The organism is Streptomyces cucumeris (assembly GCF_024295805.1).
Lineage (GTDB): Bacteria > Actinomycetota > Actinomycetes > Streptomycetales > Streptomycetaceae > Streptomyces > Streptomyces cucumeris.
Genome location: NZ_JANCLX010000003.1, coordinates 258,498 through 280,545 on the forward strand (window position 1 = coordinate 258,498; position 22,048 = coordinate 280,545).

General features: G+C 71.8%; 15 protein-coding genes. 8 read left to right on the forward strand and 7 right to left on the reverse strand.

From position 1 onward, the window contains the following. Positions 1–31: 31 nt before the first annotated feature. Positions 32–694 carry a peptide deformylase gene (gene def / locus NMK44_RS06310; protein ID WP_254739137.1) on the forward strand — a complete coding sequence of 221 codons (663 nt, stop codon included), beginning with the start codon at positions 32–34 and terminating at the stop codon, positions 692–694. A 194-nt stretch (positions 695–888) separates the two neighbouring features. Here def and NMK44_RS06315 read toward each other — a convergent pair whose 3' ends face one another. Then, entirely contained in the window at positions 889–1,548 is a 660-nt protein-coding gene (locus tag NMK44_RS06315; protein WP_254739139.1) for a DUF4232 domain-containing protein, read from the reverse strand. 491 nt (positions 1,549–2,039) lie between these two features. On the opposite strand from NMK44_RS06315, the gene NMK44_RS06320 reads away from it, so the two are divergent. Continuing rightward, positions 2,040–4,841, forward strand: a complete 2,802-nt coding sequence (locus NMK44_RS06320; RefSeq protein WP_254739141.1) for an FHA domain-containing protein — start codon at positions 2,040–2,042, stop codon at positions 4,839–4,841. On the opposite strand, the gene NMK44_RS06325 is transcribed toward NMK44_RS06320, so the two are convergent. Then, on the reverse strand, positions 4,838–5,719 hold the full coding sequence (locus NMK44_RS06325; RefSeq protein WP_254739143.1) for a GNAT family N-acetyltransferase: 882 nt from the start codon (positions 5,717–5,719) through the stop codon (positions 4,838–4,840). The genes NMK44_RS06320 and NMK44_RS06325 overlap by 4 nt on opposite strands. A 413-nt stretch (positions 5,720–6,132) precedes the next feature. Here NMK44_RS06325 and NMK44_RS06330 point away from each other — a divergent pair, with 413 nt between their 5' ends. Continuing rightward, positions 6,133–9,636 carry a cytochrome b5 domain-containing protein gene (locus tag NMK44_RS06330; protein WP_254739145.1) on the forward strand — a complete coding sequence of 1,168 codons (3,504 nt, stop codon included), beginning with the start codon at positions 6,133–6,135 and terminating at the stop codon, positions 9,634–9,636. Positions 9,637–9,929: 293 nt separating this feature from the next. Here NMK44_RS06330 and NMK44_RS06335 read toward each other — a convergent pair whose 3' ends face one another. Both NMK44_RS06335 and NMK44_RS06340 read right to left on the reverse strand, forming a co-directional pair. Next, positions 9,930–11,273, reverse strand: a complete 1,344-nt coding sequence (locus NMK44_RS06335) for a cytochrome P450 (protein ID WP_374215239.1) — start codon at positions 11,271–11,273, stop codon at positions 9,930–9,932. A gap of 238 nt (positions 11,274–11,511) precedes the next feature. After that, positions 11,512–11,952 carry a PPOX class F420-dependent oxidoreductase gene (locus NMK44_RS06340; RefSeq protein WP_254739147.1) on the reverse strand — a complete coding sequence of 147 codons (441 nt, stop codon included), beginning with the start codon at positions 11,950–11,952 and terminating at the stop codon, positions 11,512–11,514. Between the two features lie 311 nt (positions 11,953–12,263). Between NMK44_RS06340 and NMK44_RS06345 the strand changes: the two genes are divergently transcribed. The 3 genes from NMK44_RS06345 to NMK44_RS06355 all read left to right on the forward strand — a co-directional run bounded on the left by NMK44_RS06345 (position 12,264) and on the right by NMK44_RS06355 (position 15,164). Then, entirely contained in the window at positions 12,264–12,824 is a 561-nt protein-coding gene (locus NMK44_RS06345) for a TetR/AcrR family transcriptional regulator (RefSeq protein WP_254739149.1), read from the forward strand. Positions 12,825–12,923: 99 nt separating this feature from the next. Continuing rightward, positions 12,924–14,180 carry an MFS transporter gene (locus NMK44_RS06350; RefSeq protein WP_254739151.1) on the forward strand — a complete coding sequence of 419 codons (1,257 nt, stop codon included), beginning with the start codon at positions 12,924–12,926 and terminating at the stop codon, positions 14,178–14,180. Positions 14,181–14,249: 69 nt separating this feature from the next. Next, positions 14,250–15,164 (forward strand): MBL fold metallo-hydrolase, encoded by a 915-nt coding sequence (locus tag NMK44_RS06355; protein ID WP_254739153.1) that lies wholly within the window; start codon positions 14,250–14,252, stop codon positions 15,162–15,164. Here the strand turns inward: NMK44_RS06355 and NMK44_RS06360 are convergent. Together NMK44_RS06360 and NMK44_RS06365 are read right to left on the reverse strand one after the other, a co-directional pair. Continuing rightward, on the reverse strand, positions 15,161–15,889 hold the full coding sequence (locus NMK44_RS06360) for a response regulator (protein ID WP_374215240.1): 729 nt from the start codon (positions 15,887–15,889) through the stop codon (positions 15,161–15,163). The genes NMK44_RS06355 and NMK44_RS06360 overlap by 4 nt on opposite strands. A gap of 92 nt (positions 15,890–15,981) precedes the next feature. Further along, positions 15,982–17,208, reverse strand: a complete 1,227-nt coding sequence (locus NMK44_RS06365) for a sensor histidine kinase (RefSeq protein ID WP_254739157.1) — start codon at positions 17,206–17,208, stop codon at positions 15,982–15,984. A gap of 206 nt (positions 17,209–17,414) precedes the next feature. On the opposite strand from NMK44_RS06365, the gene NMK44_RS06370 reads away from it, so the two are divergent. Then, positions 17,415–18,200, forward strand: a complete 786-nt coding sequence (locus NMK44_RS06370; RefSeq protein ID WP_254739159.1) for an ABC transporter ATP-binding protein — start codon at positions 17,415–17,417, stop codon at positions 18,198–18,200. A gap of 38 nt (positions 18,201–18,238) precedes the next feature. After that, positions 18,239–20,755, forward strand: a complete 2,517-nt coding sequence (locus NMK44_RS06375; protein WP_254739161.1) for an ABC transporter permease — start codon at positions 18,239–18,241, stop codon at positions 20,753–20,755. An 86-nt stretch (positions 20,756–20,841) separates the two neighbouring features. Here NMK44_RS06375 and NMK44_RS06380 read toward each other — a convergent pair whose 3' ends face one another. Continuing rightward, complete coding sequence (locus NMK44_RS06380) at positions 20,842–21,801, reverse strand: helix-turn-helix domain-containing protein (protein ID WP_254739163.1); 960 nt, start codon at positions 21,799–21,801, stop codon at positions 20,842–20,844. Positions 21,802–22,048 lie beyond the last annotated feature (247 nt).

Genomic DNA, 22,048 nt, shown 5'->3' on the forward strand with positions numbered 1-22,048 from the left:
CCACCAGAGGCCCGCACAAGGGGAGACGACCATGTCTGTTCATCAGGAGCGGCCCCGGCCCGCCGATCGCCGGGTCCGCGTGCAGGGTGGTCCGGTCGACACCTATCCGAGACGGGCACCGGAGGCGGAGAGGGGCTCGGTACGCAGGGTCACGGTGGTGGGCGAGGAGGTGCTGAGCCGTCCGTGCCGGGAGGTGACCTCGTTCGGAACGGCCGAGTTGTCGACACTGATCGAGGACATGTTCCTGACCATGTACGTGGCCGACGGCGCCGGTCTCGCCGCCAACCAGGTCGGTGTGGATCTGAGGCTGTTCGTGTACGACTGCCCGGACGACGCGGGGGTCCGGCATGTCGGCCACCTCATCAACCCGGTTCTGGAGCTGCCCGATCCGGCCGGCCGACGGCTCGTCGACGATGCCGAGGGCTGTCTGTCCGTGCCGGGGGCGACCATGTCGGTCCCGCGCACCGACCGGACGGTGGCCCGGGGGTTCGACAAGGACGGCAACCCTCTGGTCATCGAGGGGACGGGGTACTTCGCCCGGTGTCTGCAGCATGAGGCCGACCATCTCGACGGCCATCTGTACCTCTCCCGGCTCTCCAAGCGGGACCGCAAGGAGGCGCTGCGGCAGATGGAGGAACGCCGGGAGGACGTCTTCGCGCGCCGCGCCACCAGGGCTGCCGATCTGGCGCGGTGAAGCGGGGCGGTCGGTGGCCGGTGACCGTGACCGGTGACCGGGGTAACGGCCCGGTGTGCCACGGTCGTCGGCCGTCAGGGGGTGGCATGACGGAACGGCCCCCGCGGGGGTGCCGGGGGCCGTCGGTCAGCGGGCAGCCGCAGGGGAGTCGGCTGCCCGGGTCCGTGGGACGGGCGGATGCCGCCCGTCGCTGATCAGTCGAGGGCGTTGGCGCTCTCGCTCTGCCAGTAGGTGACCTTCGCGCTGCTGTCGATGTAGACCGAGCCGCCGGGCAGCGAGACGGAGGTGGCGGAGTCCTTGCCCTCGAGGTACACGCTCAGCTCGCTGACCTTCGTAGCCTCGCTGCCCGAACCGTCGGCGCTGGAGGTGAGGATGCCCGCGTAGCCCGACTTGCCCGGCGCCAGGGAGACCACGGCCTGCGGCTTGCTCTCCTCGATGACCGGAGTGGCCGCCTGCGCGTCATCGAACCGCAGCGCCGGGAAACCCGGCAGGTCACACGTGACGCCGGAGTTGTTGGTCGCCTTCAGCAGCAGGTGGTTGATCGGCCGGGAGACCTTGGAGGCCGTCATCGTCACCTTGCTGGGATCACAAGTGCCGATCTTGCCACCGGATCCGTTCTTGCCGCCCTCCTGGGCACCGGCGTCGGCGCCGCCCCCGGCCGTCGTGTCCTGCTTGTCGCCGCCCTTGGAGTCGGAACCGGTCTCGGCGGCGGCCGAACTCTCGGCGGAGCCGGAGCGCTTCACGCCACCCGCGTCGTCGTTGTTGCACGCCGCGAGGGTCAGAGCGGCGGCCATCAGCGTCACGCTGGCGACAGCGGTTCGGACGGTGCGGGCGTTGACGGTGGAGATCGACATCGGTGGTTCCCCCTGCGGGTCGTGTGGGCGGTGCTGCGGTGGCCGTGCGGTCGTCCTGCGGTACGTCTCAAGACTGTCCGGCCCCGCTGGCGTTCGGCTGCCGTACCGCTGCCGCACCGCTAACGCCTCACTAACGCGCCCCGTTAGCAGGCGGACGATCTCCGACCGGACGCCAGGACACGCAACCTCCGTGCGCCCCACACCCTCTTCCAGTCCGGCCATGACCATGCGCACCGGCGCACCCGGTCAGGGCCGCACCCCGGCTGACCGACCCCACGAGGACACACCGCCGTGACCCCCGACGAACACGTCCATTGCAGGCCCGACGATCGCACCGGCCGCCTCCGGGCCGTGGACCGCGCACGGAACACCACATGACGTCCGTCGGCCCCGGGGCCGTCCGGGCCCAGGCCGGAACCGCAGGACCCGTCCGGGCCGGCGTCGCTCCTCGCGCGGCCGGCCTCGGTGCACACGATCGACTGGGGGCAGACGTGCCGGAACTCGAACTGCATGCCAATGGACGCACCTGGACCCTGGACGCGTCCCGGAGTTACACCATCGGGCGCGACCACCAGGCCGACATCTCGTTCATCGACCGCCGGGTCTCCCGGCGGCATGTGACGATCCGCTGCGACGCCGGGACATGGGTCATCGAGGACCTCGGCAGTGCGAACGGCACGTTCGCCGAGGGACGCCGTATCCAGCGGATCGAGATCGGCCACGGTTCGATCGTCCGGCTGGGAGACGTCACCACCGGTACGCGGCTGGACTTCACCGGGGGCCCGGCGGCGGTGAACGGCGGCCCGGCGCGCGCGGCGTCGGGTGGCGCGGCCCCGGTGGCAGGGGCCCCGGCGAAAGCGTCATCGTCAGCGGGGCGGACGGCCCCGGGCGGTACGGCGGCCGATGCCGCCCCCGCCACCGGCCCAGGCGCCTCGGACCCGTCCGTCCCCTCCGCCTCCTCCGGCCCCTCGGCGTCAGGACCGGCAGCCCCCCGAAGGGCCCCGGCCCCGGCGGCCTCCGGCGCGCGGCCACCGCGCGATCCATGGCCCGGCGTGGCCACCGGCCCCGGACCCGGCCCCGAGCACGAGCACGAGTACGAACACGAGGCGGCCCCCGGCGACGGCTCGTTCCGGCCCGTCCGCCACCCCCACGCGGCCGACCTCACCAGTGCCGCGTTCGTCGGGGCCCTCGCGGGCACGCCCAGCGACCAGGCCCCCCACCGGCCCGACGGGGACGCGCACGGCCCCCGTGGCGCCGCCGCGGCCCTCTCCTTCGACCGGGACCCCTCCGGCGTCCACCGGCTCTCCCTGGGACAGCGGCTGCGCATCGGCCGCGCACCGGAGAACGAACTCGTGGTGGAGGGTCCGTACGTCTCCCGCCACCACGCGGAGTTCCAGCCCCTGCCCGGCGGGCGCTACGAGATCGTCGACCTCGGCAGCCACAACGGCACCTACGTCAACGGGCAACCCGTGTCCCGCCAGGTCATCGGCCCGGACGACATCGTCGGTGTCGGCCACTCCACCTTCCGTCTCGTCGGGGACCGGCTGGAGGAGTTCGTCGACACCGGTGAGGTCTCCTTCGCCGCCCGGAGCCTGACGGTGACCGTCGGACGCGGCAAGACCATCCTGGACGACGTCTCCTTCGGCGTCCCGGAGAAGTCGCTGGTGGCGGTGATCGGGCCGTCGGGCTCCGGGAAGTCCACGCTCCTGCGCGCGCTCACCGGCTACCGGCCCGCCGACCGCGGCAACGTCCTCTACGACCACCGCGACCTCTACACGCAGTTCGCCGAGTTGCGCCGCCGGATCGGCCTCGTTCCGCAGGACGACATCCTGCACAAGGAACTGACCGTCGACACCGCCCTGAAGTACGCCGCGCGGCTCCGCTTCCCCGGGGACACCAAGGCCGCCGAGCGCAGCGCCCGGATCGACGAGGTGCTCCAGGAGCTGAAACTCGATGTCCACCGGGACAAGAGGGTCGCCTCGCTCTCGGGTGGCCAGCGCAAGCGGGTGTCCGTCGCGCTGGAGCTGCTGACCAAACCCTCGCTGCTCTTCCTCGACGAGCCCACCTCCGGGCTCGACCCGGGCCTGGACCGCGATGTCATGCAGCTGCTCCGGGGACTCGCCGACGACGGCCGCACCGTCCTGGTGGTGACCCACTCCGTCGCCGAACTGTCCCTCTGCGACCGGGTGCTGGTCATGGCGCCCGGCGGCTCCGTGGCGTACTTCGGCCCGCCGGCCGACGCGCTGGACTTCTTCGGCCACCACAGCTGGGCGGATGTCTTCTCCGCCTTCGAGAACCACCGCGAGGACGACTGGGGCGGGCGCTGGCGCACCTCCCGGCAGTACGACCGGTGCGTCGCCGAGATCGACGCGGCCGTACCGGCGCAGCAGCCGGGCGCCCGCACGCCGCAGCCGGCCGCACGGGTCCGGCAGCCCAAACCACAGCGCTGGGGCGGTCAGTTGTGGACCCTGATCCGCCGCTATCTGTCGGTGATCGCTTCCGACAAGGGCTTCATGGCGCTGATGATGCTGGTCCCGGCCGTACTGGGCGGGGTGAGCTGTCTGATCCCGGCCATGTACGGACTCGCCCCTCCCCCGCCCGACAGCAGGTTCCGCTACAACCAGGAGGCCGGGACCATCCTGCTGGTGCTCGTCGTCGGGATGTGTTTCTCCGGCGCGGCCAACTCCGTCCGTGAATTGATCAAAGAACGGGTGATCTACGAACGGGAACGGGCCACGGGTCTGTCCCGGTCCGCCTATCTGATGTCGAAGGTGATCGTCCTCGGTCTGATCACCGCCGTGCAGGGCGTCGTCATCTGCGCGATCGGCTTCTCCGTCCACCAGCTCCCCGCCCGGGGGCTGCTCATGCCCACGGCCGTCGAGGTCTGTGCGACGGTCTGCGCACTGGGCTTCACCTGCATGATGTTCGGTCTGGTCATCTCCGCGCTGGTGCGGACCCCCGAGAAGACCATGCCGCTACTGGTGATGTTCGCCGTCGTCCAGGTCGTCTTCACCGGTGTCCTCTTCAAGCTGTTCAACTCCCCCGGTATCGAGCAGATCGGCTGGCTGATGCCCGCCCGCTGGGCGGTGGCGGGCGCCGGAACCACCCTCGACCTCGGGCACACCATGCCGCCCTGGAACCTCGACAAGCCGGATGACATCGACCCGCTGTGGGCCCACAGCGTCACCCAGTGGGCCGTCGACCTCGGCGTACTCCTGGCACTCGGCCTGCTCTGCGGCTTCGCCGTGACCCGCCTGCTGCGCCGGCACGAACCCGAGGTCATGCGCGACTAGCCGCCGCCCGTGCGGGTGTCCCGGACCCGGTCCCGGGTCTCGGGGCACCGCTGGAACCCCGCTGCCTCATAGGTGGCGACGGCACCGACATTGGCGCTCGGGGTGGAGACGATCGCGCTCGACGAGCCCAGCTCCCGGAGCGCCGCCGCCGCGGCCACGGAGATCGCCTCGCCGAGGCCGCGGCGGCGATGGTCCCGGTGCACACCCATCGGTTCGAGCAACCCGGGCCTGCCCGGACCGGCCGACCACACCGCCACCGTCGCCACCGCGGTGTCCTGGTCGTCGTACGCGACCAGACACCGGGCGTCGGCGAACGGCGCTCCGGCCGCCATCGCGTGCCAGCCCTCGTCGGTGAACCTCGATCCGTCGAACGCCGCCCGGTGGACGGCCACGAACGCGTGCGCCCGTTCCGGCCCGGCCACCTCGATCCGCACACCCGGGTCGCGCACCGGCTCCGTGAGGTCGCGGCGCAGCGGCGTCCACGGCTCGTCGGCGCCCCAGCCGGCCTCGCACAGCAGATCGTGGACCAGCGAGCCCATCGGCGCCTCGACGTTCACCTTCCCCGGGGGCAGTACACCGCGCTCCGGCTCGATCACGTCCTGGACCACCTGATGTGCCAGCTCCTCGTCCCGCTGCGCGTCGGGCGCGATCGCCAGCCGCAACAGCCCGGGGCCGTCCAGCAGCCCCACGGCGAGCGTCCGTCCACCCCGGCTCCACGTCCTGACCGCCGCGGCGGTGGCCTCCGCGCCCGACCGCCAGAACCAGCCCAGGTCCCCCTGATGCAACTGCGTCGGCGCTCCGTCGTCCTGCCACCCCCGCAGCACACCCACGGCCTCGCTCAGCCCGTCGACTCCCGGCGTGCCCAACCCCATCGCCATACCCCCGATCACACACCACCCCGCCGACCGTCCGCACCTGGTTTCCGAGCCCCAACCCCGCCCGGCCATGGGCCGGTTGTCGCATGGAGCTGAACGTGGCCAGAGGGCGGAGTTCCACCAGGAGCACACCACCCGTCACGCTGCCAGCGCACACGCAGACCCGCTGACGGCCCGGCCGGGGGCGAGGGCAACCGCGTCGTGCCGGTTGCCCTCGCACCGCCGATTCGGGGCGAATCCTGGTTCTCCACCCCGCGGACAACCGCCCTGAGTGAGCGCCGCTCTCTCCTCCATGAAGGCCCTCGAAGCCGCCGGACGGACCGGTCCGGCCACCTTCTCGCCCCCCAAGGTGCGTGGGTGGCCCGATGTCCCGCTCCGTACCGCCCCTCGGCACGCCACCGGAGAGTAGTCGCACGATGACCGATTCCCGTATCCACCCGACGCCGCCCGAGAGCATCCGCGCCACCGGCGACCCCGTGGTGCCGAGCAGGCGTGTGCTGGAGTCCGCCGAGGAGTACAACGCGGCGCACGGCCACGAGTTGAAGGGCTTCCTCTCCGTCTCGGCCGGTTTCGTGCCCAAGCTCCCCACCGTGCGGTCCTTCCCGGCGAGCCACCGGGCGTGGGACGAGGTGATCGCGCGTATGCCGGAGCTCTGGCGTACGGTGACGCTTCGTCAGACACTGCGCGACATGCCGGTGCTCGGCGCCGGTCCGGACGACCTGCCCGACGCGTTCGTATGGCGGGCATCGGTGGCCATGAGCGTCTTCGCCCACGCGTTCGTGCGTGTGGAGGTGCTGCCGGACGGCGGGCTGCCGCCCTCGATCGCCGTGCCCTGGGCGCAGATCAGCGAACGTCTCGGCCGTCGCGAACCACATATGTCGTACGGCGACCTCATCATCTACAACCACGCGCTGCGCGACGACAGTCTGCCGGACCCCCATCGGGTCGAGAACATGGACTTGCTCGTACCGAGTGTGGACAACCGCGAGGAGAAACGTTTCTACCTGGCACAGGTCGAGATCCTCGCCCGGTCGGCACCCCTCATCGCCTCGGTGGTGCGCGCCCAGGAGGCCGTGGCGCGAGACGACCGTGACGCCCTCACCGCCGAGCTGACGCTGATGCTGCGGATCTGGCGCGACATCACCGAGCTGTCGTTCCGGAAGGTCGACCCCAACCCGCTGTCGGCGACCCATGTCGACCAGGTGGTGTGGGCGTACACCGTCGCCCCGCTGGCCGTGCCGATCAAGGACGGCACCGCGGGACCGGGCGGCGAGGCCTCCCCGGTCTTCCACCTCATGGACGCGTTCCTCGGCCGGAAGCACAAGGAGTCCCGCCTCGGCAAGGAGGTGGCGGAGCTGCGGACGTGGTTCCCGCCCCACCACATCGCCTTCATCGAGGCGGTGGAGGAGGTCTCGGTGCGCGACTACGTCGCCGCGAGCGGTGACCGGCGTCTGCAGAACCTCTTCTCCACGCTGTTCGACGCCTACGCCGGTAAGAAGGGCTATCTCGGCACCCACCGGATGAAGGTCTACGGCTTCCTGGAGCTGGCGTTCAAGGTCGGCAGGGCCAAGACCATCACGGGCATCGTCGGCGGCTTCAAGGAGCAGCAATGGAAGACCCTCGACGAGATCCTGGAGGAGACCCGGCTGGAACGCTACCGGGAGCTGCCGCCGCACGTTCAGCACGCGCGCATCAGCAGCCGGACACCGGCCGCCGAGGAAGGCGACGTCACCCACGTGGTGCTGGACGCCTCCGGGACCGGCGCCCTCTACCGTCCCGGTGACCGGTGCGGCGTACTGCCCACCAACCGGCCGGAGACCGTCCGGGCCACCCTGGAGGCACTGGGCGCCACCGGCGAGGAGGAGGTACCGCTGACCACCACATGGCGGGAGGCGGTCCGTTACCGCGCCCGGCATCCGCTGGCCACGGACACCCTGCCGCTGCGGACCTTCCTGTCGTACGCCAGGCTTCGTCCGCTGACCGCCGATCTGGCCGGGGCACTGCTGGAGATCACCGGATCCCAGGCCCTGCGGGCCGTCATCGGGAGCCGCGGGCTGGACCGGTGGGAGCTGTCCGACGCGCTGGCCGTACTGCGCGAGGAAGGCCACCCCCTCCACCGGCTGCTGACCGCGGACGTCCGGGAGGAGTGGGCGCTGGCCCGGATCATGCCACCGGAGGACTTCCGTATGTACTCGGTCTCCTCGGCCCCGGCACATGGCACCGATGGCACCGGCGAGATGTCCGACGAGGTCCGGCTGACCGTCGCGCGGCTGAGCCACCGGGCCGACGACGACAGCCCGCGCGGACCGGAGGCCGAACTCCTGGGGACCGCGTCCGGCTACCTCACCTCGGGGTCCCCGGCGGCGGGGCCGGAAACCGAGGAGGTCCCGCTGCGACTGGTGCGGCCCAGCCGGTTCGGCCTGCCGCGGGACGCCTCCCGCCCCGTCGTGATGTTTGCCGCCGGGGTGGGCGTCTCCCCCTTCCTGAGCTTCCTCGCACACCGCCGGACCGACCCCGCGGCCGGGCCCAACTGGCTGTTCCTCGGCACCCGTACGCATCGCCATATCTATGGTGAGCCCGAGATCCGCTCGGCGGTGGCGGAGGGCACACTCGCCCTCTACGCCGCCTTCTCCGCCGAGGACGGCGGTGTGCGCGCGGGATTCGGTGAGCCGGTCCGTAACGTCGACACACCCGCCGGACGCCTGCACGAAGTCCTCGCCGGCGACCCGGAGGCCCAGCGGACCCTGTGGGGCCTGATGCGCGGCGAGGAGGACGGCGGGCAGGGGGCACACTTCTACGTGTGCGGGCGCGCCGAGTTCGCCGGGAGCGTCATGACGGCGCTCAACCAGGTCGCCGCCCGCTTCTCCGGCCCCGGTGAGCAGTCGGAGAACGTACTGCGCCGCCTGGTGGCCGAAGGCCGCTACCTCCAGGACGTGTTCAGCTCATGGACCCCGTCCGCGGCCGAGGACGCGGTGTACGACGTCTCGGAGGTGGCGCGGCACACCACCCCCGGGACCGGGCAGTGGATGATCATCGACGATGCGGTCTACGACCTCACGGAGTTCCTCCACCTCCACCCCGGCGGTCCGCGCATCCTCACCGAGAATATCGGCCTGGACGCCACCACCGAGTACCGGGCCGTACTGCACCACGAGAACAGCGAGATCGAGGCGATGCTCGCGATGTACCGCATCGGCGCCGTCCGCCGCCCGCGCCTCGGCGACCAGCGCGGCACCGCCGTACCCCCGGGCCACGGCCCCGTCGAGGTGTCGCTGGACGAGCTCTACCGCTGCTGGGTCCGGCTGCTGCACCTGCTCACCGCGATGTCCAACGCCCTCGCCAACGACTGGGGTTTCCTGACGCGGGCGATGACCCGCGGGGAGGACCCGGAGGGGCTCAACGCCCTGAAGGTGCAGTACGCCTCCAACGCGCACCAGCGCTTCCTGGGCAGCTACTACCAGGCCGTGCTGACGGAGGAACTGCCCATGCTGTGGGCGCTGACCACCGCTCTCGCCGCGCCGCGGGGTCTCGACCGCGACCTCGGCGATGTGCTCACCCGGACCATGTCCGAGCCCGACGCCGTCGCGGCGGCTCGTTTCGCGGAGGACTTCCGGACCGCCTACCGGTCCGTCGACGGCGACCCCGCAGCCGTGGACGAGTCCACCTGGTCGGCACTGCGAACGGTCTGCGAGGAGGTGCGGACCCAGGACCTGGCGTTCCTCGAGGAGTTGCGCGGGGCGCTCCGCGACGGCGTCATGGTCTTCGAGGAGCTGGAGTCCCACGCGGCCACCGTCGGTGGCGAGCGGCTGATCGCCGTCCTCGACGCGATACCCGGCCTCGTACGCTTCCACCACAAGTCACTGCTCGGGGCCCTGGCCCCGGTCTGGCCCATCCCGCCGGGCGGGGCCACGGGGGCCTGACGGCGCGGCGGAAGGTGGGCGGGATGGGCGGCGGTCCGGTGGCCGGAAGGAGCGGCCGCCGCCCCCGCCCACGTCGCTGTCACATCCTCGGGGCGTGCTGTCTCCTGACCATATGTCAGGATGCCGACGCCGCCGACGGGGACGGCCCCTCTCTTGACGCGGCAGCCCAGTGCCTCCGCCACTCCCTGACGCAGTCGAGAGGCTCCTACGGGAAGTGGACCGCTGACGAGGCCGAGCGGTTCCTCACCGCTGCCCTGATCCTCCGCTGACCCCCCACCCACGCCACCGTGCCGCTACACGGCAGTGATGGTGGCGCGCATCGGACCGTCGGGGCGGACGGTGAATCCGAAGACGGGGGAGGTCGGCGCGGCGTCGAAGGAGGGGACGAAGGCGGGCAGCAGGTGTTCCAGGAGCACGGCCATCTCACGCACGGCGAACTGCGTACCCAGGCAGGCCCGCGCACCGATGCCGTACGGGTAGTACGCACCGTGCCGCGACGAGCGGCGGCCTTCGTCGGGGGCGGTGAACCGCTCGGGGTCGAAGTGCTCGGGCTCGGGCCACAGCTCCGGGTCGCGGTGGGTGAGGTACGGGCAGACGAAGATGTCGGTACCGGCCTCGACCCGGTAGCCGGCGAGGGTGTCGTCCTCCGTGGCATGACGGGGGATCAGCCATGCGGGCGGATACAGCCGCAGGGTCTCCGAGGCCAGAGCCCGCAGCGCCGTCTCGCGCTCGGGCGAGCCCGCGGCCCCCGCGTCCAGCGCCCAGCGGCGGGCCTCGGGGTGGCGGTCGAGCAGCAGATAGAGCCACGACAGGGTGTTGGCCGTGGTCTCATGACCGGCGGCGAGCAGGGTGACCAGCTCATCGCGGATGAGCTGATCGGTGTATTCGGGCCGGGTCTCCCCCGCCTCCACCAGGACGCGCAGCAGACCGGGGCCCTCCGGGCCCGCCTCTCCCCGGCGGGCGGCGGCGATGGCGTGTGCGGCGACGGCGTCGATCCTGGCGAGGTCCGCGGCCACGGTGGCGCGCAGTTCCGCCACATCGGCCGATGCCGAAGGGGTGGCCGGAAGGGTGGCTCCCACCGTGTGGATGGCGCCGAGTTCACGGTTCGTGGCCTCGTCGAGGGGATGGCCGGTGAGGGAGCGCCAGATGGTGTCCAGGGCGAAGAAGCGCATGTCCTCACCGACGTCGGTCGGGGTGCCGGTGCGGGCGCACTCCGCCCAGCGGTCGGCGGTGCGGCGCGCCGCGTCGGTGATCCGCTGCTCGTAGCGGCGGATCCCGGCCCCGGTGAACTCGGCCTGGAGCAGGCGCCGCTGGCGCTTCCACGGTTCCCCGGTGGCCGCGAGCACCCCGTCACCGACGAGTACGCGGGCCCGGTGGGAACGCTTGACATAACGGTCGGGGTGAAGGGCCAGGACGTGCTGGACCGCCCCCGGGTCGGTGACCAGCACCGTGGGGCGCGGCCCGAGTCGTACCGCACTGACCCCGCCGAGTTCACGCGCCAGGGCGAGCAGGTCGACCACGGCCCCCGAGGACGCGCGCCACCGGGCGAGGGCCGCCGGATCGAGCTCCGGGGGCAGTGGCGCGGCACCGGGCCCGGATGACGGGACGGGGACGCCTTGCGGGGCTGTGGTGGCCAATGCGCTCTCCTGCTCGATGGCTGCGTAACGCGAACACGGGACACTGCACGGGGGCGAGCGGACCTCGGTCGAGGACGTCCGTGGACCTTCCGCCCGGCTTCCCCGGCAAGCTACTACCCGCCCGCCGTAAGAACCGCGCTACGCCACGAGTTGAGCCCCACGGACCCGGAACCGGGGGGCGTACGCCGGTGCGTGTGCTGCCCGGCACGCGGTTTCCGCGGTTCCGGGTCCGGCACCCTCACTCCTCCGGCAGCACTCCGGGGCGGAACTTCTCGACGCCGACGACACGGTGGACGTGGCGCGGCTCGATATAGACCGCCACCCGCACCTCACCGGGGATCAGCCAGGGGAACGTCTCCGTGCCGAGGTACTTCTGCGCGAGCCGGTCCATGACACGCACGGCCGGTTCTCCCTCGACGAAGCGGACGGCATGGCCCCGGATCTCCACCCGGTGATACGGGTTCTCGGTGTCCATACAGCACAGGGACACCCGGGGGTCACGCCGCAGATTCTCCTCCTTGACCCGGCCGGCCGAGGTGTTGATCACTATCAGACCGTCGTCCAGTTCGGCCCACATCGGTGTCAACTGCGGTGACCCGTCCGGATTCAGGGTGGCCACCTGCCAGAACCTCGGTTCGTCGAGCCAGGCTCGGGTGGTCTCGTCCAGTGTGGCAGCCATGGGGTCGCGCTCCTCGTTCGTAGGCCCAACGGTCCAACGCACAGACCGTTTCCGGGATCCCGGACCCTGTGTGATCCAGGACGTGGTCACCCTATGCGACCTGCTGGTTTGGCGATAAAGCCACGGTGCTGCGGCGCTGTTCGGGTCGAATAGCGACCACGAGGCGCACGACTCCGCGCCCCGGCAGCCCACTTCGGCCGAGACCGGTTGCGGCTGCCTCGGGGCGCCGGGCCCGGGGTCCGGAGGGAACGCCGGGACCCGGGCTCACGCTCAGATCTCCGTTCGCAATTCCTTTGCGTTAGGCTGGAGAGATGAGTCCTCGAGCCACCGCGCGCCCCGGTGGGCGCAGCGCCCGTGTCCAGCAGTCCGTGCACCAGGCCGTGCGCGACCTGGAGGCCGAGCAGGGCCGTGAGGCGCTCACCGTGCCGCTGATCGCCGCCCGCGCGGGAGTCACCCCGTCCACGATCTACCGGCGCTGGGGCGATCTGCGGGAGCTGCTGTCCGACGTGGCCGTGGAACGACTGCGCCCCGACGCGCCACCGGCCGATCACGGCAGTCTGCGGGCGGATCTCGAGGCGTGGACCGAGCAGTTCGCGGAGGAGATGTCCTCGCCGGTGGGGCGCGTCTACATCCGCGACGCGCTGTTGGGCGACCCGGAGCAGGGCAACGCCGCCCGCTGTTCGGACTACGCGGCGGAGCAGCTCAAAGCCATCGGCGTCCGCGCGGCCGGACGGGGCGAGGCGGTTCCCGAGGTGGAGACGCTGCTGGACGTCGTGGTGGCGCCGCTGATGTACCGCATCCTGTTCCGCCCCTCGGACCTGTCGACCGCCTACACCGACCGTCTGGTGCGGGCGGCGCTCGACCGGCCCTGACTCACTCCCGCACCCTAAAAGCGAATCGTTTGCTTTAGTGGTCGCGACCCGGCTATGGTGCTTATGGCAAACACTTAGCCTTAAGCCCTCGGAAGTGCCATGTCTCTCGCCGCAGCCCGGCCGTCCTGTCCCCACCCCCACTCCCGCCCGCACCCCCGCGCCCGCCGGCCCCTCGGCCGGGGTGCCGCCTTCGCCCTCCACGCGTCCGTTCTCGTCGGCCTGCTGGCCGCCTCCAGCGCACCGACCCCGCTGTACGCCCTCTACCAGGCCGAATGGCAACTGTCCGCCCTCACCGTCACCGTCGTCTTCAGCGCCTACGCGCTCGCCCTGCTCATGGCGCTGCTGACGGCCGGGCGGCTCTCGGACCACCTCGGCCGTCGCCCGGTGCTCGCCGGGGCGCTGCTCACCGAGGCCGCCTCCATGGCCGCGCTCGCCACCGCACAGGGATCGGCGGCGCTCATAGCCGCCCGTGTCCTCCAGGGGCTGGCCACCGGAGTGGCCACCGGCGCCGCGGGCGCCGCCCTGCTCGACTTCGAGGACCCCGGCCACCCCGGCCGGGCCGCGCTCGCCAACAGCCTCACCCCCGTCTCCGGTATGGCGGCCGGGGTGCTGGCCGCGACCGCGCTCGTGCGGTGGTTCCCCGCTCCCACACACACCGTCTATGTCCTGCTGCTCCTGCTGTTCGTCGTGCAGGCCGCCGCCGTCGCCCGCACCGCCGAGACCGCCGGGCCGCGCCCGGGCGCATGGCGCTCACTGCGCCCCCGCGTCGTCGTCGCGGCTGCCTCCCGCCGAGCCTTTCTGGTCACCGCACCCGGTGTCATCGCCGCCTGGGCGCTCGGTGGTTTCTACTCCTCGCTCGGCCCCTCCCTGGCGCGCCTGGTCTCCCCGCAGCTCTCGCGTTCCACCGCCGGTCTGGTCTTCTTCGCCCTGACCGCGGGCGCCGCCGTCGCCATCGTCGCCGTACGGGCGCTGCCCGCCCGGGCGGTGAGCGTCGCGGGCGCGGCGGCCCTGGTCCCCGCGGCCCTGCTGACGCTGAGCGCCCCGTATCTGCACAGTCTGTCCGCGCTGTTCACCGGCACCGTGCTGGCGGGCGCCGCGTTCGGTGCCGTCGCCCAGGGCGCCCTGCGGCTGCTGCTGCCACCGGCCGCCCCCGGCGAGCGGGCCGGAACCCTCACCGCGTACTACGTCCTCAGCTACCTGGCCATGAGCGTGCCCGCGGTCATCGCCGGGCTGCTGACCAACCACTACGGCCTGCGAACGGCCGTATCCCTCTACACCGGCACGGCTGTCCTTCTGGCCCTGACCGCCGTCGCCACCCTCCTCACCGCCGGCACCCGGAGCCCCGCCGCCCGCTGACACCCACCGGGCCCCATCCCATCCCCCATTCCTCACCCGACCGCTCACCGAACGAGAAAGGCCCCGTCCATGAACGCGACCGCCGCCACCCATACCGCCACCGCCCCGTCGTGGAGCCTCGGTGGCATCGAGGTGCACCGCGTCGACGAGATCGAGCTGCCGCGGCAGACCGGTCCGTGGCTGCTTCCCGAGGCCACCGGAGAGCTCATGGACGAGGTGCCCTGGCTGCGGCCCGCGTTCGCCGACGCCGACGTACCACGGCTGGCCAGCCACGCCTTCGCCGTCGAGGCCGGTGGGACACGCATCATCGTCGACACCGGGATCGGCAACGACAAGGTCCGCGCCAACCCCGCCTGGAACGGCCTGGACACCGACTTCCTGGAGCGCCTCTCCGCCATCGGGTTCGCGCCGGACTCCGTCGACCTGGTGATCACCACCCATCTGCACACCGACCACGTCGGCTGGAACACCCGGCTGAGCGACGGCAGTTGGGAGCCCGCCTTCCCGCGCGCCCGCTACCTCGTCAGCCGTACCGAATGGGATTACTGGGCCTCCGTCGAGATGGACGAGGCGCGCGCCCAGATGTTCCGCGACTCCGTCCACCCCGTCCGCGACAACGGGCAGTACGACCTGGTCGACGTCACCGGCCGGGGGCACGAGGTGGCCGATGGCATCCGGCTGCGTCCCGCTCCCGGCCACACCCCCGGGCAGATCACCGTGGAACTGCGCGGTACCGACCGCTCAGCCGTGATCACCGGTGACAGCGTCCACCACCCCGTTCAGCTTGCCCACCCCCAGGTGACCAGTTGCGTGGACATCGATCCCCGCCAGGCGGTACGCACCCGCCACGATCTGCTGAACGGCCTCGCCGGTACGGACGGCCTGCTGCTCGGCACCCACTTCCCGCACCCCACCGCGGGACGCGTCCACGCCCACGACGGACGCTTCCGCCTGCTCCCCGAGCCCCCCACCGCCGTGTCCTAGGCCGGTCCCCCGCCTCCGCAGAGCCCCGTCTCCCACGCCCAGGCGGCGATCTCGACGCGGTTGCGCGCCGCCAGCTTCCGCTGGACGTTGGCGAGGTGGGTCTTGACCGTGGACAGCGTCACATAGAGCTCCGCGGCCGCCTCCTCATTGGTACGGCCGCGGGCGACGAGACGGACGACATCCCGTTCGCGCTGGGTCAGCGGCTCCGCGGGCCGGACCGGACCGCCGCCGGCGCCGGCACTCGCACCGGCCGCACCGCGCGCCGGGGGTTCGGCGGGCCGCTCACGGGACGGGGCCATATGCGAGAGCAGCCGGACGGTGATCGACGGTGAGATCAAGGAGTTGCCGGTGGCCGCGGCCCGTACGGCCTCCGTCAGCAGCCCGGGTGCCCCGTCCTTGAGGAGGAATCCGCAGGCGCCGTTGCGCAGCGCGGTGTAGACGTACTCGTCGAGGTCGAAGGTGGTGGCGATCAGCACGTTCATCGGATCCGGCACTCCGGGGCCCGCGAGCTGACGGGTGACCTCGAGGCCGTCCAGCTTCGGCATCCTGATGTCGACCAGGCAGACATCGGGTCGCAGACGCCGCGCCTCCTCGACGGCCGCCGCCCCGTCCGCGGTCTCCGCCACGACCTCGATATCCGGCTGGGAGCCCAGGATCATGCGGAAGGCGGCGCGGAGCATGGGCTGGTCGTCGGCGATGAGGACACGAATCGTCATGGAGGACATGATCCCAAGGGGACGCCCCGCGGTCAGTACAGGGGGCGCGACCCGTACGGGGTCGCCGTCCGTACGGGGTCACCGTCCGGACGAGTCCGCGGTCAGTACGAGGGCAGGGCATCCAGCGGAAGGACCGCCTGGACGCACCAGCCACCCCCCGGCCGCTCCCCCGCGCTGATCCGCCCGCCGATCCCCTCGACCCGCTCGGCGAGACCGACGAGACCGTATCCGCCACCGACCGCACCCTCGGCACGCGCCGCCGACTGCCCCGGGGGCGTGCCCTGGCCCCCGGGGCGGCCGTCATCCGTCACGGACACCTCCAGACGGTCCGGCCGCTCGGGGTGCGGTACGACCCGCACCTCGACGCATGACATCCCCTCCGCGTGCTTGCGCGCGTTGGTCAACGACTCCTGTACGACGCTGTAGACCGTGGCGGCGACCTCGGGTGGTACGGGCCGGTCGGTCAGGGAGGGGTCGACGGTCAGCGTCGCGGGCGGCCCCGCCACGGAGAACTTCTCCGTGAGTGTGCGCAGACCGCCCAGGTGTCCCGCCGGGCGGGTCGCCGCGGGGGCCGTGGGAGCCACGGGATCCCGCAGGACGGAGACCATCGCGCGCATCGATCCCAGCGCCTGGGCCCCGGCCTGCTCGATCTGGGCCAGCATCCGGTCCAGGTCCTCCGGGCTCTGGGTGTGGCCGGCGTCCGCCGTGAAGCGCGCGGCCTTGGTCTGGGCGACGATCGCCGTGACGTGGTGGGCGACGAAGTCGTGCAGTTCCCGTGCGTACTCCAGGCGTTGGGCCTGGCGGACCGTGTCGATCTCACGCGCCCGCACGGTGTCGCGCAGACGCAGCGCCAGTCCGAGAACCACCATGAACGGCACGACGCAGACGGCGATGAGGGAGATGAACAGGTAGAGGTGGTCGTCCCAGGCCTCGATCCGCAGGGGAAGGATCACCGCCGCGCAGGACGCCGCCATCGACAGCCCGATCGCCTCCAGGGGACGGCTGCGGCGCACCGCACGAGTGATCACCAGCAGCAGCACACCCAGCTCCACCATCCCGGGTGTGTTCTCGGGGCGTTGCGCGAGCTGGGTCTGGGTGATCGACAGGGCGCAGGACGCCACGGCGGCGGCCAGGGCGTACTGCCGGAACCAGCGTTTGGGCGCGAAGAGCGCCAGCAGTGACAGGACCCCGGTGACGACCGTCGCCACCACCACGGCGGGGTACGGCGCGTTGCGGCCCTCCATCACCACGAGGGCGAACAGTCCCGCACCGACCAGGCAGATAAGGGCTCGCTGAATGAGGGAGCGTGCCCGGAACGCGGCAATCATGCAGGTCACGCTACGGCAGTCGGCTCCTGTCGCACCTCGGCCGTTCGGCCGAGGCGGGCGGCTCGGCCTTCGGCTTTCCGGTGGATCCGGGGGAGGGCCGGGGCCCGGCAGCATCGGAACCGGTCCGGTGGGACGGCCGCGAAACCTCCCGCGAACCGTCCCGAGAACCATCCCGAGAAACCGATGTCACGCAGGAGCGATGTGCGATGAGCCAGCGATGGGACGCCCCCGCGTCCTCCCCCACGATCGGCACGGTGGTCGCCGAGGGCCGCCACCTGACCAAGGTCTACGGCGAGGGCGACACCGCGGTGACGGCGCTCGCCGGTGTGTCGGCCCGGTTCGTCTCCGGCGAGTTCACCGCGATCATGGGCCCTTCGGGCTCGGGCAAGTCCACGTTCATGCACTGCCTCGCCGGACTCGACACCCCCACGTCCGGCAGTGCGCGGATCGGCGACACCGATCTCGGCTCGCTGAACGAGTCCCGGCTCACCAAGCTGCGGCGTGAGCGGATCGGCTTCGTCTTCCAGTCGTTCAACCTGATGCCCACGCTCACGGCGCTGGAGAACATCACCCTCCCCTGCGATCTGGCCGGGATCACTCCCGACCCGGCGTGGCTGCGGGAGCTCGTCGGTACCCTGGGCCTGGCCGACCGGCTCGGACACCGTCCGGACCAGCTCTCCGGGGGCCAGCAGCAGCGGGTGGCCTGCGCCCGGGCGCTCGCGTCGCGCCCCGCGGTCGTCTTCGCCGACGAGCCCACCGGCAATCTCGACTCCCGGGCGGGCGCGCAGGTCCTGTCGTTCCTGCAGATGTCCGCGACGGTGTTCGGCCAGACGGTCGTGATGGTCACCCATGACCCGGTCGCGGCCGCCTACGCCGGCCGGGCGCTCTTCCTGGCCGACGGACAGCTCGTGCACGAGATGGCACACCCCAGCGCGGCCGGGGTGCTGGAGCAGATGAAGGCGTTCGACGCCGGGCAGCAGGCAGCCCGATGAGCGGCGGCCGCACCCATCCCACGCCCCGGAGGTTCGCCATGCTCCGTACCGCCCTGCGCACCCTGCGCTCGCACCGCCTCCGGTTCGCGCTGCCGGCGCTCGCCGTGGTGCTCGGCGTCGCCTTCGTCACCGGATCCCTGATCTACGGCGACTCCGTCTCCTCCGCCATCGCCACGGCCCGGGCCAACTCCCAGCCGGATGTGTCCGTCGCGGTGCGGCCCACGGACGCCGCCCTGCAGTCCACGCAGGATCCCTCCGCCGCACCACCCCGTCTCGACGCGACGCTGCTGAAACGGCTCCGTGGTGTGCCGGGAGCCGTCTCGGCACGCGGCACGGCCGAGGGCCGGTCGTTCCTGGCGGGGTCGGACGGCGAACTCATCGGCGATCTGTACGAGTCCGCGGGTGTCAACTACGTCCCCGGCCCGGGGGGCGAGGATCCGCGCTACCCCCTCACCGCCGGACGCGGTCCGCGCGCCACCGGGGAGATCGCCATCGACGAGGCGGCGGCCGAGCGTGCCGGAAAAGGGGTCGGCGACAGGGTCCGGATCGTCGTCGACGGTACGGCCCGCAACGCCCGGGTCGTCGGTGTCCTCACCGCCGAGGACAGCCGTCTCGCCTCCGGCGGTACGCTCACCGCGTTCGACGGCGCCACCGCGCTGCGGCAGTTCGCCCCGGACCAGGGCGGCTACACATCGATCACACTGACCGCCGCCGAGGGCACCTCCGAAGCCCAACTCGCCCAGCAGACACAGAAGATGCTGCCGGACGGACTCGAGGCCGTCACGGCCGCGCAGCTACGCGAGGAGGCCACGGCCGGATCCGACGACAAGCTCACCAATGTGCTGCTGAGCTTCGCCGGTATCGCCCTGTTCGTCTCCACCTTCCTCGTCGCCAACACCTTCACCATGCTGAGCGCCGCGCGCGCCCGTGAACACGCCCTGCTCCGTGCCGTCGGTGCCACCCGCCGGTATGTGATGCGCCAGGTGCTGACCGAGGCGGCGATCGTCGGGGCGGTCGCCTCGGTCGTGGGCTACGCCCTGGGCATCGGTGTCGCGGCACTGCTCAACACCCTGTTCGGGGCGGCGAGCGGCATCACCGCCCCTTTGCGGATCGTCCAACTCACCCCCGTACTGGCGGCGTTCGGCGTCGGCATCGCCATCACCCTGCTCGCGGCCTATGTGCCGGCCCGTCGCGCGGCCGCCGTCGCCCCCGTGGCGGCGCTGCGCACGAGCCGCCCGCCCACACCCGCGTCACTGCGCCGCCGCGGCATCATCGGCGCGACCGTCACCGCACTCGGTGTGGCTCTGCTCTGGGCGGCCGGCGGGGACGAGAATCTGCTCTACACCGCCGCACCGGTGCTCCTCGTCGGCCTGATCGTCCTCACCCCGCTCATCGCCCTCGGTGTCACCGGTCTGCTCCGCACACCGCTGCGGCGGCTGGCGGGGATCCGCGGCAAGCTGGCGGTGGAGAACGCCCGCCGCAATCCGCGGCGTACGGCGGCCACCGCAGCGACCCTCATGGTCGGTCTCGCGATGGTCACCGCGGTCACGGTCGCCGTGGCGTCGATCAGCCGGATGGACGAGGAGGAGGCCGACGCGGCCATGGCCTCGGATCTGCGGATCACGGCCGTCGCCTTCGGGCAGGTCGGGGCCGATGTCGCCGACCGTGTCGCACACCTCCCGGACGCCGCGGCCGTCACCGCCGTCGTCAACACCGATCTGCGTATCTCCGAGGAGGACATACTCCCCGTGACGGCCGTCTCCCCCGGCACGGTGGAGCGCCTGGCCCCCATCACCCTCCGCAAGGGTTCACTGAAGCGGCTCGACCGCGGTATCGCGGTCGAGGAACAGACCGCGGCGGCACGCCACTTGACGCTCGGCAGCCGTGTCACGGGCACCCTCGCCGGTACCGACCGGAAATCCTCCCTCCCGGTCGTCGCCATCTACGAGGGGGAGGACTTCGCCACCACGCTCGTCTCGGGTACGAGGCTGCCGCGCACCGCCCACGGCGACCAGGCACGTATCGCCGAGGTCATCGCCGACGCCGACCCCGGCCGTACGGCGGCCCTCCAGAGCGACATCCGGCACACGCTCGACAATCCCGCGCTGCTGGTGCAGGACCGTGCGGAAGTGCGGAAGGCGGCGAGCAATGACACGGCCGAGTTCCTGAACATCATGTACGCCATGCTCAGCGTCACGGTCCTGATCGGTGCCCTGGGCGTGGTCAACACCATGGGCATGGCCGTCTCCGAACGCGTCCGGGAGATCGGCATGTTGCGCGCCCTCGGACTCGACCGCAAGCGGCTCGCCTCCATCCTGCGCATCGAGTCGGTGACCATCTCCCTGCTCGGGTCAGCGCTCGGGCTCATGGCGGGCGGTGCGATCGGAGCGGCCGCCGTCCTCACCCAGCCCAGCGTCCCGCTGGTCATCCCCTGGGACCGGGCGGCCCTGTGCTTCGCCGCGACGGCCGCGATCGGCGTCCTCGCCTCGCTGTGGCCGGGACGGCAGGCGATGGCGGTCCCGATGCTGAGGGCGATGGGCACGGACACGGAGTAGGAACGGAGCGGGGAAGGAGACGAGGGCCGGGTACGGCGCGGGGACCACGCGCCGTACCCGGCTCCTGTGCACGGGCCGCGCGGTGGCTAACGCAGCAGTCCTTTGCGGCTGGCCTGCAACCCCGCCTGAAAGCGGGTCCGTGCTCCCAGCGTGTCCATGATCCGGCGCATTCGCCGCTCGATGGTCCGCTTGTTCACCCCGACCTTGCGCGCGATCACCTCATCGGTGAATCCGGCCGCGGCGAAGCCCAGCAGCCTGATGTCCTCCTCGCCGAGGTCCACCCCGGGGGCCGGTTCGGTCGACCACAGGGGGGTACCGCGCTCCCAGAGGAACTCGAACAGCGCGAGCAGTCCGTCGACGAGAGGCGACGGTCGCAGCGCGATGGTCTGCCGTTCCTCGCAGAGCACGAACGGCACCAGCGCGTTGGCGCGGTCGGTGATCAGGAGCTTGAGCGGGACCCCGTCGAGCACCCGCGCCTGCTCGCCGCGGCGGGTCAGTTCGCGGGCCAGGGCGAGCTGATCGGCCCCGGCCAGGGACTCCCGGTCGTAGATGGTGCGGTAGCTCACCCCGCGCGCCATCTGCTCGAGCTGGACCTCGGTCTGGCGCGGGACGCCCACCGTCACATAGGGAGGCTTGTCGAGCGTCAACACCTCTTCCTTGCAGGTCAGTTGGGCCAGCAGGAAATGCTGCACATTCGCCTGGGCCCCCTTGATGATCTCGACGGGTACCTCGTTCTCCTGATGGGCCAGGGCCCACAGCCCGGTCAGCTCCGTGGCGGCGAGACGCGCCTCCTCGATCCGCTGGCGGCCGTGCAGTACGAGCACTTCGATGGCCAGCTCGGGCGGCGCGGCACGGAATCGGGCCGGACGGCCGTCCGTCCGCGTGATCAGCCCCTTCTCCCGCAGCGCGGCCAGACAGCGCCGCACCTGCGCGGGCGGCCGACCGGTCGCCCCGGCCAGATCACCGACCGTCGGTTCGGGGCGGGTCGCCAACACCACTCTGTACAACGCCTCTTCGGCCGCGGTCACACCCAGCGCACCCAGCATGGGGTCCACCCTTCTGCGTCTGTCGGCTTCCCGCAAGGGCGGTAATCCGGCGGGTCTCTTCACGCGATCAGCGCTTAATCTCTGCACAACCTTCAGCCCCCACATGGAGGAAGTGTGAAACGTCCATGTTCCCCCGCCGCCCCCGCGGCGGTCGCCACAGACGTCAGTGTGACGCCCCGTCCGCGTCTCACACCGGCGGACACCCATCGTCCGGCCACTCACACCACCGGCCAACGCCATGTGGCGC